This is a genomic window from Epibacterium sp. MM17-32 (genome assembly GCF_022348205.1).
Taxonomy (GTDB): domain Bacteria; phylum Pseudomonadota; class Alphaproteobacteria; order Rhodobacterales; family Rhodobacteraceae; genus Epibacterium.
Map to the genome: position 1 here is coordinate 428300 of NZ_JAKRFC010000001.1, position 14417 is coordinate 442716.

At 63.0% G+C, this 14417-nt stretch carries 11 protein-coding genes; 3 read left to right on the forward strand and 8 right to left on the reverse strand.

Going from position 1 to position 14417, the window contains the following annotated elements; all coding sequences use genetic code 11:
- Window positions 1-3: 3 nt before the first annotated feature.
- Window positions 4-318 (reverse strand): cupin, encoded by a 315-nt coding sequence (locus MHM88_RS02080; RefSeq protein ID WP_239359469.1) that lies wholly within the window; start codon window positions 316-318, stop codon window positions 4-6.
- Window positions 319-442: 124 nt separating this feature from the next.
- Here MHM88_RS02080 and MHM88_RS02085 point away from each other — a divergent pair, with 124 nt between their 5' ends.
- Entirely contained in the window at window positions 443-862 is a 420-nt protein-coding gene (locus tag MHM88_RS02085; protein ID WP_239359471.1) for an Lrp/AsnC family transcriptional regulator, read from the forward strand.
- A gap of 7 nt (window positions 863-869) precedes the next feature.
- Here MHM88_RS02085 and MHM88_RS02090 read toward each other — a convergent pair whose 3' ends face one another.
- Both MHM88_RS02090 and MHM88_RS02095 read right to left on the reverse strand, forming a co-directional pair.
- Entirely contained in the window at window positions 870-1535 is a 666-nt protein-coding gene (locus MHM88_RS02090; protein ID WP_005659799.1) for an alpha/beta hydrolase, read from the reverse strand.
- Complete coding sequence (locus MHM88_RS02095; RefSeq protein ID WP_239359795.1) at window positions 1532-2164, reverse strand: DNA-3-methyladenine glycosylase; 633 nt, start codon at window positions 2162-2164, stop codon at window positions 1532-1534. Before MHM88_RS02095 ends, MHM88_RS02090 begins: the two co-directional genes overlap by 4 nt.
- Before the next feature lie 78 nt (window positions 2165-2242).
- Between MHM88_RS02095 and MHM88_RS02100 the strand changes: the two genes are divergently transcribed.
- Window positions 2243-3466, forward strand: coding sequence for an MFS transporter (locus MHM88_RS02100; RefSeq protein ID WP_239359473.1), 1224 nt, complete (start codon window positions 2243-2245; stop codon window positions 3464-3466).
- A gap of 22 nt (window positions 3467-3488) precedes the next feature.
- Here the strand turns inward: MHM88_RS02100 and MHM88_RS02105 are convergent, their stop codons facing one another.
- From MHM88_RS02105 to MHM88_RS02120, 4 genes are all read right to left on the reverse strand, one after another.
- Window positions 3489-4265, reverse strand: coding sequence for a squalene/phytoene synthase family protein (locus tag MHM88_RS02105; RefSeq protein ID WP_239359475.1), 777 nt, complete (start codon window positions 4263-4265; stop codon window positions 3489-3491).
- Window positions 4255-5883, reverse strand: coding sequence for a citramalate synthase (gene cimA, locus MHM88_RS02110; RefSeq protein ID WP_239359477.1), 1629 nt, complete (start codon window positions 5881-5883; stop codon window positions 4255-4257). Before cimA ends, MHM88_RS02105 begins: the two co-directional genes overlap by 11 nt.
- Window positions 5880-7253 (reverse strand): cysteine--tRNA ligase, encoded by a 1374-nt coding sequence (gene cysS, locus MHM88_RS02115; RefSeq protein WP_239359480.1) that lies wholly within the window; start codon window positions 7251-7253, stop codon window positions 5880-5882. The genes cimA and cysS overlap by 4 nt, the downstream gene beginning before the upstream one ends.
- A 291-nt stretch (window positions 7254-7544) precedes the next feature.
- Window positions 7545-8081 (reverse strand): hypothetical protein, encoded by a 537-nt coding sequence (locus MHM88_RS02120; RefSeq protein ID WP_239359482.1) that lies wholly within the window; start codon window positions 8079-8081, stop codon window positions 7545-7547.
- 469 nt (window positions 8082-8550) lie between these two features.
- On the opposite strand from MHM88_RS02120, the gene MHM88_RS02125 reads away from it, so the two are divergent.
- Window positions 8551-10098 (forward strand): trimethylamine methyltransferase family protein, encoded by a 1548-nt coding sequence (locus tag MHM88_RS02125; RefSeq protein WP_239359484.1) that lies wholly within the window; start codon window positions 8551-8553, stop codon window positions 10096-10098.
- Between the two features lie 322 nt (window positions 10099-10420).
- On the opposite strand, the gene MHM88_RS02130 is transcribed toward MHM88_RS02125, so the two are convergent.
- A complete protein-coding gene (locus tag MHM88_RS02130) occupies window positions 10421-14074 on the reverse strand; it encodes a vitamin B12-dependent ribonucleotide reductase (RefSeq protein ID WP_239359486.1) in 3654 nt (1217 codons plus the stop codon).
- Between the last annotated feature and the right edge of the window lie 343 nt (window positions 14075-14417).

Below are 14417 nucleotides of genomic sequence, written 5' to 3' on the forward strand. Positions count from 1 at the left end.
CGCTCAGATACTGCCCTCGGCCTCGATCACCAGGACCCGCGCCGCCCCGCGCGGATGCGCCACATGCTCATCGCCCACCTCTGCGTGGATAATATCCCCCTCGGACAGGGCGTGCACCTCTACTTGGCCGTTCTCGCGCACATGCATGTCGACCGCGCCCTTCAGGACCACAAAGACCTCGGCCCCGTCATTGACGTGCCAGACATAGGGCTGATCCGTCCAGTGCAGCCGCACCGTGGTCGCTCCGGTAAATCGTTCGATGTCCAGGGCCTCCCAGGCGCGCGAGGCGGTAAACTCTTGCGGTGAAATCAGTTTCATCTTTCGCTCCGTTCTGATTATGCGCATGATCTGACATCAAACGACGCACGAACAGCCCGCAGACCGCCGGAAGAAACCGGCGTTTCGCCGCTTTGCTCCGGGGAACCGCAAGAGGACCTGAACCGTGGATCTGGACCCGACAAACCGACGCATTCTGGCAGAGCTCACCCGCAACGCCCGGCAGAGCACCGCCGCCATCGGGCGTGCGGTGAATCTCTCGCGTCAGGCGGTGCAGGACCGAATTCGGGCGATGGAGGATCAGAACCTCATCACCGGCTACCACGTTGCCGTCACCGAGTCGGCCGCGCCGTTGCGGGCGATGATCCTGTTGCGATTTGCAACGCGCCCCTGTGCGCCGGCGCTGGAGTGGTTGGCGGCTGCGCCGGGCATTACTTATGTGGCGTCACTGGCGGGGGAATGGGACGCGATGGCGATGGTTGCGGTTGCGGATACCGATGCGCTGACGCAACTCAACGACCAGATCGCAAAGAGCCCGCTCATCGAGCGGGCTCAGTCTCAGATCGTCCTGAAGGAACAGCGCTGACCGCGCGTCACAGGCTCAGTTTGTCGCGCATGAAGGCCAGCGCCACGCTCAGCCCATCGGGCGCGATCCCGTGGCCGGTGCCCTTCATCACATGGGCGAACACATCCTGAAAGCCCGCTTCTTGCAGGGCTTCGGCAGCCTGCGGCAGCGATTGCGGCGGCACCACGTCGTCCTCGTCCCCATGCACCAGCAGTACCGGCATCCGGCTTACGACCTCATCGCTGAAGGTGTCCGGCGACAGCAGACGACCGGAAAACGCCACGATCCCCGCCACGGGGTCTTCGCGACGCGGAGCCACATGCAGCGCCATCATCGTGCCTTGCGAGAAACCCAGCAGAACCACCTGCTCCGGCAGCAGATCCTCATCCACCATGAAAGCATCCAGAAACGCGTTGAGGTCATCCACCGCTGCCATCATGCCGCGCATGGATTCTTCTTCAGACGAGCCGTCAATCCAAGGGATCGGGAACCACTGGAACCCCATCGGCGCACCGGCGCAGGCCTCGGGCGCATCGGGGGCGACAAACAAAGTGTCCGGCAGATGTTCGGCAAGCGGGTCAGCGAGACCAAGGAGATCCGCCCCATTGGCCCCATAGCCATGCAAAAACACCACGGCCGAGCGGGTGTCACCGGAGAGCGGCTCTTTGCGGCCGGCAGTCAAAACGCGAGTCATCGGATCCCTTCCCTGTCCTTTGCCACATGGTAATAGGCCCACAAAAGCCGCGCCGCAACCGACCGCCACGGCGACCACGCCGCGGCCATGTCGCGCAGGGCACGCTCTTTGGGGCGCTCCGGCAGGTCAAACAACAGCCGCGCGCTTTCCTGCAGGGCCAGATCGCCGGGCGCGAAGACATCCGCGCGGCCAAGGGAGAACATCGCGTAGATCTCGGCCGTCCAGATGCCGATGCCCGAAACCTGTGTCAGTTCCGCCACCACATCTGCTGTAGGAGCATCCCGTAAGGACTTGAAATCTATGCGCGCCTCCGCCAATGCGCGGGCATACCGGATCTTCTGGCGGCTCAGGCCCGCCGCGCGCAGATCCTCATCACTGGCCCAGAGGATCTTGCGCGGCCCGGTCAGTTTCGCCGCGCGCAGGCGGTTCCAGATCGCATTGGCCGACGCCACCGAGACCTGCTGGCTGACAATGGCGCTCAGAAGCTGCGCAAACCCATCGGGCTTGCGCCGGAGCGGCAGCGGCCCCGTGAGTCTCAGCGCATCGGCAAAGCGTGGATCCTGCGCAGAGAGCCACGCGGCGCCTTCAGCCACGCAGGCCGGGGTCTCGATGATGCGGCCAACCGTCATCTGGTGCCCCGCGCGAAAATTGTATTGGTGCACTGCACGCTGCTTGTTCCTTCACCTGTTCAGGGCTACGCCATTGCCATGACTATGACCGCTCCCGCCCCCGACGACCATATTGCAAAGCGCAATGTTCTGATTCTTGTGCTCGCGCAGGCCTTTCTGGGCGCGCAGATGCCGATGATCTTCATCGTGGGCGGACTGGCCGGTCAATCCCTGGCGACCAACCCCTGTCTGGCGACCCTACCGATTTCGCTGATCGTTGCAGGCTCGATGCTCTCGGCCACACCGATCTCGGCGATCATGCAGCGGTACGGACGCCGCGCCGGTTTTGCCATAGGCGCCACCGGCGGTGCGCTGGGGGGGCTGATCGGCGGCTATGGTCTCTACCTTGGCTCGTTCCCGGTGTTTCTGGTGGGCAGCGCCCTGACTGGTATCTATATGAGCGCGCAAGGATTCTACCGCTTTGCCGCCGCCGATACCGCATCTGACAGCTTTCGCCCCAAGGCGATTTCCTATGTGATGGCCGGGGGCCTGTTGTCGGCGATTGTTGGCCCGCAGCTGGTCAAGGCCACCAGCGATGCGTTCGTCATTCCCTTCCTTGGCACCTATTTGGCGGTGATCGCAGTGAACGTGCTGGGTGTCGGCCTCTTTGCCTTCCTGCGCATTCCGCGCCCGCCCGCACCGAAGGAAGACGCCCCCATGGGGCGCAGCCGTTGGGAGCTGCTGAAAACACCGACGATCGCCGTGGCAGTGATCTGCGCCATGGTGTCTTATGCGCTGATGAACCTGGTGATGACGTCCACGCCGTTGGCGGTTGTCGGCTGTGGGTTCAGCCAGAACACCGCTGCGGATGTGGTCACCTCGCATGTTCTGGCGATGTATGTGCCGTCGTTCTTTACCGGGCATCTGATTGCGCGTTTCGGCGTGGAAAAGGTCGTTGGCGCCGGGTTGGTGATCCTCGCAGGTGCTGGCGCTGTCGCGTTGCAGGGCGTGGATCTGGGCAACTTCTTTATCGCGCTGATCCTTCTGGGCGTTGGCTGGAACTTCGGCTTTATCGGCGCGACCACCATGCTTGCCGGCGCGCATGAGGCGCATGAGCGCGGTCGGATGCAGGGTCTCAACGACCTGCTGGTCTTTGGCGGTGTGACCGTCGCCTCCGTTGCATCCGGTGGATTGATGAACTGCTCGGGCGGCAATCCGGTCGAGGGTTGGGCCGCCGTCAATATGGCCATGGCCCCCTTCCTGGTGCTGGCGGGCGGTGCCTTGATCTGGCTGGTGCTGAAACCCAAATCCGCCACCGCCTGATCGCGGGCTGCACCGTGGCGCGCTACCAGCGCCCGGTGCCCGCCTGCCACATCAGCGAGACCCGCCTGCGAAACTCGCTCAGGCCAAGCGCGCCTGCCGCCACCCGCGCAGGTTCTGCCCGGACCTGTCGCAATATGGCACCCGCCTGCCAGCCGGGCAGCAAGGCACTGCTTGCCGCAGAGGAGATCGCCTGCCGCCCTCGTCTGGCAGCGGCAAGCCGGTCCAATCCCCGTTCCGCCAGTTGGATCAGCCCGGCGTTGGTGCCATCCAACAGCGGCACCCGTTTCTGGGCCTCAAGCTCCGGGATGGCACGCAGATAGGCCGCAAGCCCCGCCGCATAGGCATAGTCGCGCACAACACCTTCGTCCGCTGGCCCCAGCGAGGCAGCTGCCATCCACATCAGACCGCCCGAGGTGGCATCGATATAGGTGTCAAAGGCTGCCTCATCCTCAAACGGATCGCGGTAGATGTCCCAACGCCGCGCCTCGGCCATTGCGTCAATCACCTGCGCGGCCTCATGGTTGACCAGCCGCGCCAATGGTGTCGCCACATAATGCCGGCGCACCTGGCCGCCGGACGCAATCTCCGCACCGACATCGCGCCACCACTGCACCCGCATCTCGGCGATCATGCTCTCCTGACTGGCCCAGGGGGCACGCGACATCTCGATGTTAAAGGCGTAGAGCGCAAACAGCAGCGGCCGCGCCTCGACAGGGGCGGCCATTGCGGCCAGAAAACGATCCGGATCGCCCTTCTGAACCGCCTCGGCGCAGGCGATCAGGTCATCGTCAAACTGCATCCGCCGCCTCGGCCGCATCGCGCAGCAGCTTCCAGTTCATTGCATCGAGCAGCGCGTCAAAAGACGCATCCAATATGTTCGGACTGACGCCAACAGTGGACCAGCGCCGCCCCTTGCCGTCTTCGCTGTCGATGATGACGCGAGTCACAGCCTCGGTGCCGCCCTGGGTGATACGCACCTTAAAGTCGACCAGCCGCATGTCGTCCAACACCTTGGAATAGCGCCCCAAATCCTTGCGCAGCGCTTTGGCCAAGGCGTTCACCGGGCCACGGTCGCTGCCGGTCTCGTCGAGGGATTCACTGACGGAGAGCAGCTTTTCTCCGTCGACCTTGACCACCACCACGGCCTCGGACAGGCTCACCATCCGGTTGTACTTGTTCTTGCGTCGCTCCACGGTGACCTTGTAGCGCTTGACTTCAAAGAACTGCGGCATCTGGCCCAGTTCTTCGCGCGCCAGCAGCTCAAAGGACGCCTGCGCGGTGTCGTAGGAATAGCCTTCGGTTTCGCGTTCCTTCACCCGCTCCAGAATCCGGCCAAGCGCGGGGTCGCCCTTTTCGACCGTCAGGCCCGCCTCTGCCAGACGACGGCGCAGGTTCGACTGCCCCGCCTGATTGGACATCGGGATAACGCGGCCGTTGCCCACCAGCGCGGGGTCAATATGCTCGTAGGTCGAGGGGTCCTTGAGGATCGCACTCGCATGCAGCCCCGCCTTATGCGCAAAGGCCGAGGCCCCCACATAGGCTGCCTGCTTTTGCGGCACCCGGTTGAGGATCTCATCCAGCATCCGGCTCACCTTGGTCAGCTGCGCCAGCGCCCCTTGCGGCACGCCGGTCTCATACGCGCTGGCATAGGGTTCCTTCAGCAAAAGCGTAGGGATCAGGGTGGTGAGGTTGGCATTGCCGCAGCGCTCGCCCAGACCGTTGAGCGTGCCTTGAATCTGGCGCACGCCCGCATCCACCGCCGCCAGCGAACAGGCAACTGCATTTTCGGTGTCGTTATGGGTGTGAATGCCGAGATGATCGCCCGGCAGTCCCGCAGCGATCACCTCGGATACGATGCGATGAACCTCATGCGGCAGCGTCCCGCCATTGGTGTCGCACAGCACAACCCAACGCGCGCCCGCATCGAGCGCCGCGCGACAGGCCGCCAGCGCATAGTCTGGGTTGGCCTTGTAGCCGTCAAAGAAATGCTCGGCATCAAACAGCGCCTCGCGCCCCTGCGCCGCGATATGCGCCACCGACTGGGCGATATTGTCGAGGTTCTCTTCAAGTGTGATCCCCAGCGCCGCAGTCACGTGGTAGTCATGCGACTTGCCCACCAGACAGACGCTCTTGGTGCCCGCGTTCATCACCGCCGCCAGCACATCGTCATTCTCTGCCGAGCGCCCTGCCCGCTTGGTCATGCCAAAGGCTGTCAGCGTCGCGCGGGTCTCGGGCGCCGCGTCGAAAAAGGCGCTGTCGGTCGGGTTGGCACCGGGCCAGCCGCCCTCAATGTAGTCTACACCTAGGTCGTCAAGCGCTTGGGCGATCTGCTTTTTTTCTAACGTGGAGAACTGCACACCCTGCGTCTGCTGCCCGTCGCGCAGGGTGGTGTCATAGAGGTAGAGCCGCTCCGTCATTCCAGCCCCTCCAGCTTGGCCGCGTCATACCCTGTGCCGGGCACAAGTTCCACACCGGTTTTCGACATGCGCACCTCCAGCCCCGCCTCCGTGTAGGCCGATTTGAGGCGATCTACCTCGGCAAAATCCTTGGTTTCCATGGCCGTCTGGCGCGCCGCGAACAGTCGCGCCTCATGCGCCGAGAGATCAACCGACGGCGCTGCGGCCCAGTCACCCATCTCATCACTCAAGAGGCCCACCAACTGCCCCGCCGCCAGCAAACCAGCCGCATCTCCAGCCGCTGCCAGCTTGTGCATCTCGGCAATTGCCCCGGCGGTATTGAGATCATCCGCCAGTGCGTCCACGACCGCGGCAGCAGCGGTGGCGGCGGGCTCGATGCCCGCTGTCAGCGCCCGCCACTTGCGCAACGTCGCCTCCGCCTCGGCGGCCTTCTTCTCGGTCCAGTCCATCGGCTTGCGGTAATGGGTTTGCAGGAACACAAACCGCACCACTTCGCCCGGAATGCCCTGCTCCAGCAGATCGCGCACGGTGAAGAAATTGCCCAGCGATTTGGACATCTTCTTGCCCTCGACCTGCAACATCTCATTGTGCAGCCAATAGCGCGCGAACTCGCCTTCGGGGTTGGCGCAGCAGCTCTGGGCGATCTCGTTTTCATGGTGCGGGAACATCAGATCGTTGCCACCGCCGTGAATGTCAAAACTCTCGCCCAAGAGATCATGGCTCATGGCGGAACATTCGATATGCCAGCCCGGACGCCCACGCCCCCAGGGGCTGTCCCAGCCCGGCTGCGCTGCATCAGAAGGCTTCCAGAGCACAAAATCCATCGGGTTTTTCTTGTAAGGTGCGACCTCAACCCGGGCCCCCGCGATCATGTCGTCAACGGAGCGGCCCGAAAGCTGACCGTAGCCCTCGCGCCAGGAGTCCACGGCAAACAGCACATGGCCTTCGGCAGCATAGGCGTGCCCCCGCGCGATCAGGTCCTCGATCATCGCGATCATCTGCGGGATATACTGCGTCGCCCGCGGCATATGCGTGGGCTCCAGCGCGCCAAGCGCGCCCATATCGTCCAGAAACCACTGGGTGGTCTCCGCGGTGATCTCGCCGATCTCGCGCCCGCTTTCGGCTGCGCGCGCGTTGATCTTGTCATCGACATCGGTGAAGTTGCGCGCATAGGTGACATGCTCAGCGCCGTAGACATGGCGCAGCAGCCGGAACAGCACGTCAAACACCACCACGGGCCGTGCATTGCCCAGATGCGCCCGATCATAGACCGTGGGGCCACAGACGTACATCTGCACATTGTCCGGATCAATCGGGGTAAAGACCTCTTTTTTGCGGGTCTTTGAGTTGTGCAATTTGATCGTCGTCATATCAGCTCCTTCGACAACACCTCGGCTTGGGCGACCCCCACATACCTCAGCATGCGCACTGCGCGCAGCGCGGGCTTAGCAACTTGTCACATGAAAGAGAACGACAGAAACCAGCCCGCTGAAGATCAGCAGGCAATACAAATGGTAATGATGGTTTCGATACGTGCCATGGCATTCCGATAGCACAGCGATCCCCATTGGCCAAGCCTTATCCCGTCCGGATCTGTCTTTGGTCGAAAGGATGGACTTTTGGGGCCCCGCGCAGATTGCAAAGGCAAGCTCCGCACCGGGTCAGAACCGGAAGGATGCGCTCAGCGACAGATAGCGGTTTTCCCGGGAGAGCGAGTAGCTGCCGCCCGGATCCTCACTGCCCAGAACACCGCCCTGCACATAGACCCGCGGCGAGACCTCGACGCCCCACCCGAGGCCAAATCCGGTCTCCGGGCCGCCCTCGGGGAGCGGTGCAAGCAGGTGCAGGCCGCTCTGGCCTGCAGGAGCAAGGGACGGTGCGCCCACTTGTGGCGACAGCGACAGGTCGATGGCGGGCGCATGTTGCCACAGACGCGCGGTGCCGGCGCTGCGCGAAGCCGCCGTGCCGGCCTGAGGCGACGGCAAGGGCTGCGGCGCAGGTAACGGGGCGGCAAAGCCGGGCTGCATGACAGGTGCGGCGACGATGGCCTGCTGCGAGAGGGCAAAACCACCCAGAAACCTACCCGACCAGTTGCTGTCCGCCTCTCCCGCCGTGGCGGGTGTACAGGCGAGCACCAGACACCCGCAGAGGTGTTGGAAGCGGCCACTTCGGTGGCGGGTGGGTACATGGTTCCCCATGGCGGTGCCCTTTCGATCAGCGCCACTGGCGCCGGTAGTAAACGCATCGTTTTGCGCTGGTCTCCCTTGTCTTGAGCCTCCCACATTATGCTTAACACTTCGTTCAAGTCTCGCGCGCGACGGCCGTGTCCGACGGGTTTCCGGCCCATGCGTCGCGTTCTTCTGCGGGGTTTTTCTTAATTTGATGCGGTTTTTCCGATCGCCCCTGATCGCCCCCCCGGGACGGAGGTCGGCACGGTCGAGAATCCTGTCGTTTTTGCGCCATGCGTCGTTGCCGAGACAGAATCGCCCGCAAATCCCCGGCTAGCCTGATCCAAAGGGAGGCCGCGCATGCAGGAACCACTGTGCATGATCCAGCTTGTGTTGCGCACCATCGGTGCGGCGCGCGGCCTTGCGGCACGGGGGCGCCCCTCTGGTCTGTGATGCTTTCACCCGACGGGTTTCACCTTCAGCACACAGAGAAAACACCATGACACAAGCTCAAACACGACCTGCTGCGCGCGCCGGTGGCCGTGCGGCCCGCCGCGCTGTCCGCGCGGCACCGCTCAGCGCGGAGATGCGCGCCATTCACCCCGGTCTGGAGGGCGGCCGGTTGAACCTCCTGTCCGATGCCGAACTCCTGCGCATCCACCACGCCGCCCTTGATGCGCTGGAACAGATCGGGCTTGCGGATGCGCCGCAAAGCGGCATCGACCTCCTGTGCCAGGCCGGGTGCCAGCTGGGCGACGACGGGCGTCTGCGGTTTCCGCGCGCCCTGGTCGAGGACAAGCTGGCCGTTGCCAATCGCGCTGTCACCCTGTTCAGCCGCGACGGGCAGAGCGATCTCGACCTGCGGGGCACGCGGGTCCACTACGGCACCGCGGGGGCAGCCGTGCATCTGGTGGACGCGCAGGGCCGCGCCTATCGCGACAGCACCGTTCAGGATCTGCATGATGCGGCGCGGATCTGCGCGCAGCTGGACAATATCAGCTTTGTGCAGCGGCCGATGGTCTGCCGCGACATCGCCGACAATCTGGAGATGGATCTCAACACCATCTACGCCTGTTGTTCCGGCACTTTCAAACATGTGGGCACCTCCTTCACCGATCCGTCCTACGTCGCCCCGGCGATGGAGCTTCTGCACATGATTGCCGGCGGCGAGGACAAGTGGCGCGCCCGCCCCTTCGTGTCGAACTCCAACTGTTTTGTCGTGCCGCCGATGAAGTTCGCCACCGAAGCCTGTCTGGTGATGGAGGAATGTATCCGCGCCGGCATGCCGGTGCTGCTGCTGTCGGCGGGCATGGCCGGGGCCACCGCGCCCTCCACCGTGGCGGGGGCGATCGTGCAGGCGGTGGCCGAGTGCCTCGCCGGGATGGTTTATGTCAACACGCTAAGCCCCGGACATCCCGCGATTTTTGGCACTTGGCCCTTTGGCCTGGACTTGCGCACCGGGGCGATGACCGGCGGCTCGGGCGAACAGGCGCTGCTGACCGCGGGCTGTGCCCAGATGCACCGGTTCTACGATCTGCCCGGCGGCGCTGCGGCGGGGATTGCCGACAGCAAGCTGCCGGACATGCAAGCGGGGTGGGAGCAGATGTGCTCCAACGTGATGGCGGGTCTGTCGGGGCTCAATATGGTCTATGAATCCGCCGGCATGCATGCCTCCCTGCTGGGGTTCTGCCACGAAAGCCTGATCCTCGGCGAGGATCTGATCGGTCAGGCGATGCGCTGCGTGCGCGGCATCGAGGTGACCGATGAAACCCTCGCACTGGACCAGATTGCCGAAGTCTGTCTCGGCGGCGCGGGCCACTACCTCGGCACCGGCCAGACCCTGAGCCGCATGCAGAAGGACTATGTCTACCCCGCGCTTGGGGACCGGACCTCGCCCAAGGAATGGGTCGAGCGCGAAAAGCCCGATCTGATCGCCAGTGCCACCACCCGCAAGGAGCGCATCCTGGCGGAGCGCGCCGCAGCCCGGTTCCCGCCGGATGTCGATCAGGCGATCCGGGCACGGTTCAAGATCCACCTGCCCGCCTGAGCCCCCGGTTCAAAAGCAAAAAGCCCCCCTCCGGTTCAGAGGGGGGCAGTTTCGCCGATCAGGCTCTTCTCATTGACCGCCCGGTTTTTTTCTTGCCTGGTCCTTCTCGGCGTGTGGAGTGAGCGCACCCACTCCAGACAGGGGTCAAAGGCCCGGAACGCGCCTTCGATCCTAGGGGGCAGTCACGCTTTGTGACCTGCCCTGTTTCGTCGGGGACGTGGCGGCGGTTGCGACGCCCTGTCCCCTGCGCATCCCCCAGGTGGTGTGTGCCCTCGGATGCGGTACCTGGATCCGGCGCGCGTTCCACGCCCGACCCGTTGTTTCAGCTACAGCCCGAGGTGGAGCCGCAGGTGTTGCATTTCATGCAGGTGCCGTTGCGCACCAGCGTGTAATTGCCGCATTCGCCGCATGGGTCGCCTTCGTAGCCCTGCATCCTGGCCTTGGTGCGTGCATCCATGCCGCCCGTTGGCGCGGGGGCGTCGGAGGTCTCCGGCACCAGTTTCTGCAAGGCCGCCACGGGATCGGCGCTGCCATCCAGCGCGGTTACCGCGACGCTGGTCTGGCCACCTTGCAGCACCACCAGTTCCTGCGGCAGACGTTTGCGCAGATAGCCACTGGAGGAAATCTGTTTCAGAACCTCCAGCGATTTCGAGGCCGCGCCATCGCTCAGCTCGGAGAGGTTGGAGACCCCTTCTTCCGCTTCGCCACGACCCAGATCATCAAAACTCGCGCCTTCGGGCTTCACATGCGCCAGATCGGTGCGGTCGAGGTAGCTCACCGCCAGTTCGCGGAACACATAGTCGAGGATCGAGGTGGCGTTCTTGATCGAGTCGTTGCCTTGCACCATGCCGGCGGGTTCGAATTTTGTGAAAGTGAAGGCATCGACAAATTCTTCAAGCGGCACGCCATATTGCAGACCGACCGACACCGCGATGGCGAAGTTGTTCATCATCGCCCGGAAGCCCGCGCCTTCCTTGTGCATGTCGATGAAGATCTCGCCGAGGTTGCCGTCCTCATACTCACCGGTGCGGAGGTATACCTTGTGCCCGCCGACAACCGCCTTTTGCGTGTAGCCCTTGCGGCGTTGCGGCATCTTGGTGCGATGCGATTTCATCACCTCCTTGATGACCACTTTCTCGACGATCTTCTCGGCGAGGGTTGCCGCCTTTTCCGGCACCGAGCCTGTTTCCAGAATCTCGGCGGCCTCATCGTCATCCTCAACCAGGGCCGCAGCCAGCGGCTGGCTCAGTTTCGACCCGTCACGATAGAGCGCATTTGCTTTTACACCCAGCGACCAGCTCAGCTCATAGGCCCGCTGGCAGTCCTCGATGGTGGCGTCATTGGGCATGTTGATGGTCTTGGAGATCGCGCCGGAGATAAAGCTCTGTGCGGCGGCCATCATCTTGATGTGGCTGTCAACGCCCAGATAACGCTTGCCTTTTTTGCCGCAGGGGTTGGCGCAATCAAAGATCGAATAATGCTCTTCCTTGAGGTGCGGCGCGCCCTCCAGGGTCATGGTGCCGCAGACGTGATCGTTCGCGGCATCAATGTCGGCTTTGGTGAACCCGAGATGGCGCAGCAGATCAAAGGCGGTGTCATTCAGCTTGTCCGCCGGAATGCCCAGCACGCCGGTGCAGAACTCCTCGCCCAATGTCCACTGGTTGAACACGAACCGGATGTCAAAGGCGCTTTCGAGTGCGGCATCGACCTTCGCCAGCTCATTGGGGCCAAAGCCATGTCCGGTCAGCGAAGTATGGTTGATCCCCGGCGCATTGCCGATGGAGCCATGTCCGACCGCATAAGAGACGATCTCTTCGATCTGCGCCGAGGAATAGCCGAGGCCTTCCAGCGCCGAGGGCACCGAGCGGTTGATGATCTTGAAATACCCACCGCCGGCAAGTTTCTTGAACTTCACCAGCGCAAAGTCCGGCTCAATCCCGGTGGTGTCGCAATCCATCACCAGCCCGATAGTACCGGTGGGCGCGATCACGGTGGATTGCGCGTTGCGATAGCCGTGTTTCTCACCAAGGCTCACCGCCTCGTCCCAGGCGCTCATCGCCAGTTCCGTGAGGCGCGCATCGGGGCAGTTCTGCAGATCCAGCGGTACCGGCTTCACGGTGAGCTTGTCATAGCCCTCGGTCGCGCCATAAGCGGCATTGCGGTGGTTGCGCATCACCCGCAGCATATGGTCGGCATTGCGGGCGTAGCTCGGGAACGGCCCCAGTTCGGAGGCAATCTCGGCAGAGGTGGCATAGGCCACGCCGGTCATGATCGCGGTCAGCGACCCGCAGAGCGCGCGGCCCTCGTCGCTGTCGTAGCCGTAGCCCATGTTCATCAGCAGCCCGCCGATGTTGGCATAGCCCAGACCCAGCGTGCGGAAGTCATAAGATAGCTGCGCGATTTCCTTCGATGGGAACTGCGCCATCATCACCGAGATTTCCAGCGTCAGCGTCCACAGACGGCTGGCGTGCATGAAATCCTCGGCCTGAAACACGCCGCCCTGATAGAAGGTCAACAGGTTCAGCGACGCCAGGTTGCAGGCGGTGTCGTCGAGGAACATGTATTCGGAACAAGGGTTTGAGCCCCGGATTTCACCGTCTTCGGGGCAAGTGTGCCACTCGTTGACGGTGTCGTGAAACTGGATGCCCGGATCGGCGCAGGCCCAGGCTGCGTGACCGACCTTTTCCCATAGATCGCGCGCCTTCACGGTCTTGGCGACCTTGCCGTCGGTGCGGTTGATCAACTCCCAATCGGCGTCCTTTTCGACCGCATGCAGGAATGCATTGGTGACGCGGATGGAGTTGTTGGAGTTCTGGCCCGACACGGACGAATAGGCCTCGGAGTCCCAATCGGTGTCGTAGGTCGGGAACTCGATGCTGTCGTACCCCTGACGGGCGTAATCCAGCACGCGTTTGATATAAGTCTCTGGAATCGCGACCTTCTTGGCCTCGCGGATCGCTGATTTCAGAGCGGTATTTTCGGCTGGATCATAGGCATCCTCAGCGAGACCATCCCAGGTGCGCAGAGCCTCAAAAATGCCGTTCAGCATCTTTTCGTGCATTTTGGAACCCGCCACGATGGAGGCGACTTTCTGTTCCTCGATCACCTTCCATTCGATGAACTGCTCGATATCCGGGTGATCGGCATCCACGATCACCATCTTCGCTGCTCGACGGGTTGTCCCGCCTGATTTGATCGCGCCAGCGGCACGATCCCCGATTTTCAAAAAGCCCATGAGGCCCGAGGATTTGCCCCCGCCGGAGAGTTTCTCGCCCTCGGCCCGCAGGTGGCTGAAGTTGGTGCCGGTGCCGGAGCCATATTTGAACAGCCGCGCCTCACGCACCCAGAGATCCATGATGCCACCGTCCTGCACCAGATCGTCGGACACGGACTGGATAAAGCAGGCATGCGGCTGCGGGTGTTCGTAGGCGCTGTTGGATTTGGTCAGCTTGCCGGTCTTGTAATCCACATTGTGGTGGCCCTGCGCCGGGCCGTCGATGCCATAGGCCCAGTGCAGACCGGTGTTGAACCACTGCGGGCTGTTCGGTGCCGCGCGCTGGGTCGCCAGCATATAGCGCATCTCGTCGAAATAGGCGCGCGCGTCTTCCTCCGAGGAGAAATAGCCGCCTTTCCAGCCCCAATAGGTCCAGGCCCCGGCCAGACGGTCAAACACCTGTTTGGAGGAGGTCTCGCCGCCGAGTTCCACATCGTCATCCGCCGGGACCGAGCGCCACAGGAATTCCGGCACGCCCTTCTCGCGGACCCTCTTCAGGCGGGACGGGACACCGGCCTTGCGAAAGTACTTCTGCGCGATGACGTCACTGGCCACCTGGCTCCAGGTCGATGGCACCTCGATGCCCTCCAGGCGGAACACGATGGTGCCGTCCGGATTGCGGATCTCGGACGTCGCTCCGATGAAATCCAAAGACGCGTAAGCATCCTGCCCTGCCTCTGTGAAACGACGTTCGATTTTCATGGCTACACCTGTCCCAATAGTCCCGTTGTCAAAGATCTGGTGCTGTTGCACCGGCCCCGTTCGTCGCCCTCTGGCGCATGCAAATATCGCATTGCGGCACGGGGTCTCCCCGCACTCGCAGGCCCTTCACCGGCCCGAATTTAACGGTTTTGCACGAAGCACTGAGGTGGGGGACACGGCCTAATATCTACAAGATTTAGTGGCGCCCCCAGCGACACCCACAATCTCGCGTAAGATGGCCCAGAGGGTCAACGCAAAATTTCACTTTTAACGGAACAGAATTTAGTTGACCCTTTTTACGGTTTCACGGGTCATGCGCCCCGGTGTGATTCACACATGACGC

Coding starts and splice junctions, on each gene's coding strand:
- MHM88_RS02120 (WP_239359482.1), bottom strand. CDS start 8,081: ATGGGGAACCATGTACCCACCCGCCACCGAAGTGGCCGCTTCCAACAC.
- MHM88_RS02095 (WP_239359795.1), bottom strand. CDS start 2,164: ATGACGGTTGGCCGCATCATCGAGACCCCGGCCTGCGTGGCTGAAGGC.
- cimA (WP_239359477.1), bottom strand. CDS start 5,883: ATGACGGAGCGGCTCTACCTCTATGACACCACCCTGCGCGACGGGCAG.
- MHM88_RS02125 (WP_239359484.1), top strand. CDS start 8,551: ATGACACAAGCTCAAACACGACCTGCTGCGCGCGCCGGTGGCCGTGCG.
- MHM88_RS02080 (WP_239359469.1), bottom strand. CDS start 318: ATGAAACTGATTTCACCGCAAGAGTTTACCGCCTCGCGCGCCTGGGAG.
- MHM88_RS02100 (WP_239359473.1), top strand. CDS start 2,243: ATGACTATGACCGCTCCCGCCCCCGACGACCATATTGCAAAGCGCAAT.
- MHM88_RS02090 (WP_005659799.1), bottom strand. CDS start 1,535: ATGACTCGCGTTTTGACTGCCGGCCGCAAAGAGCCGCTCTCCGGTGAC.
- MHM88_RS02105 (WP_239359475.1), bottom strand. CDS start 4,265: ATGCAGTTTGACGATGACCTGATCGCCTGCGCCGAGGCGGTTCAGAAG.
- MHM88_RS02130 (WP_239359486.1), bottom strand. CDS start 14,074: ATGAAAATCGAACGTCGTTTCACAGAGGCAGGGCAGGATGCTTACGCG.
- cysS (WP_239359480.1), bottom strand. CDS start 7,253: ATGACGACGATCAAATTGCACAACTCAAAGACCCGCAAAAAAGAGGTC.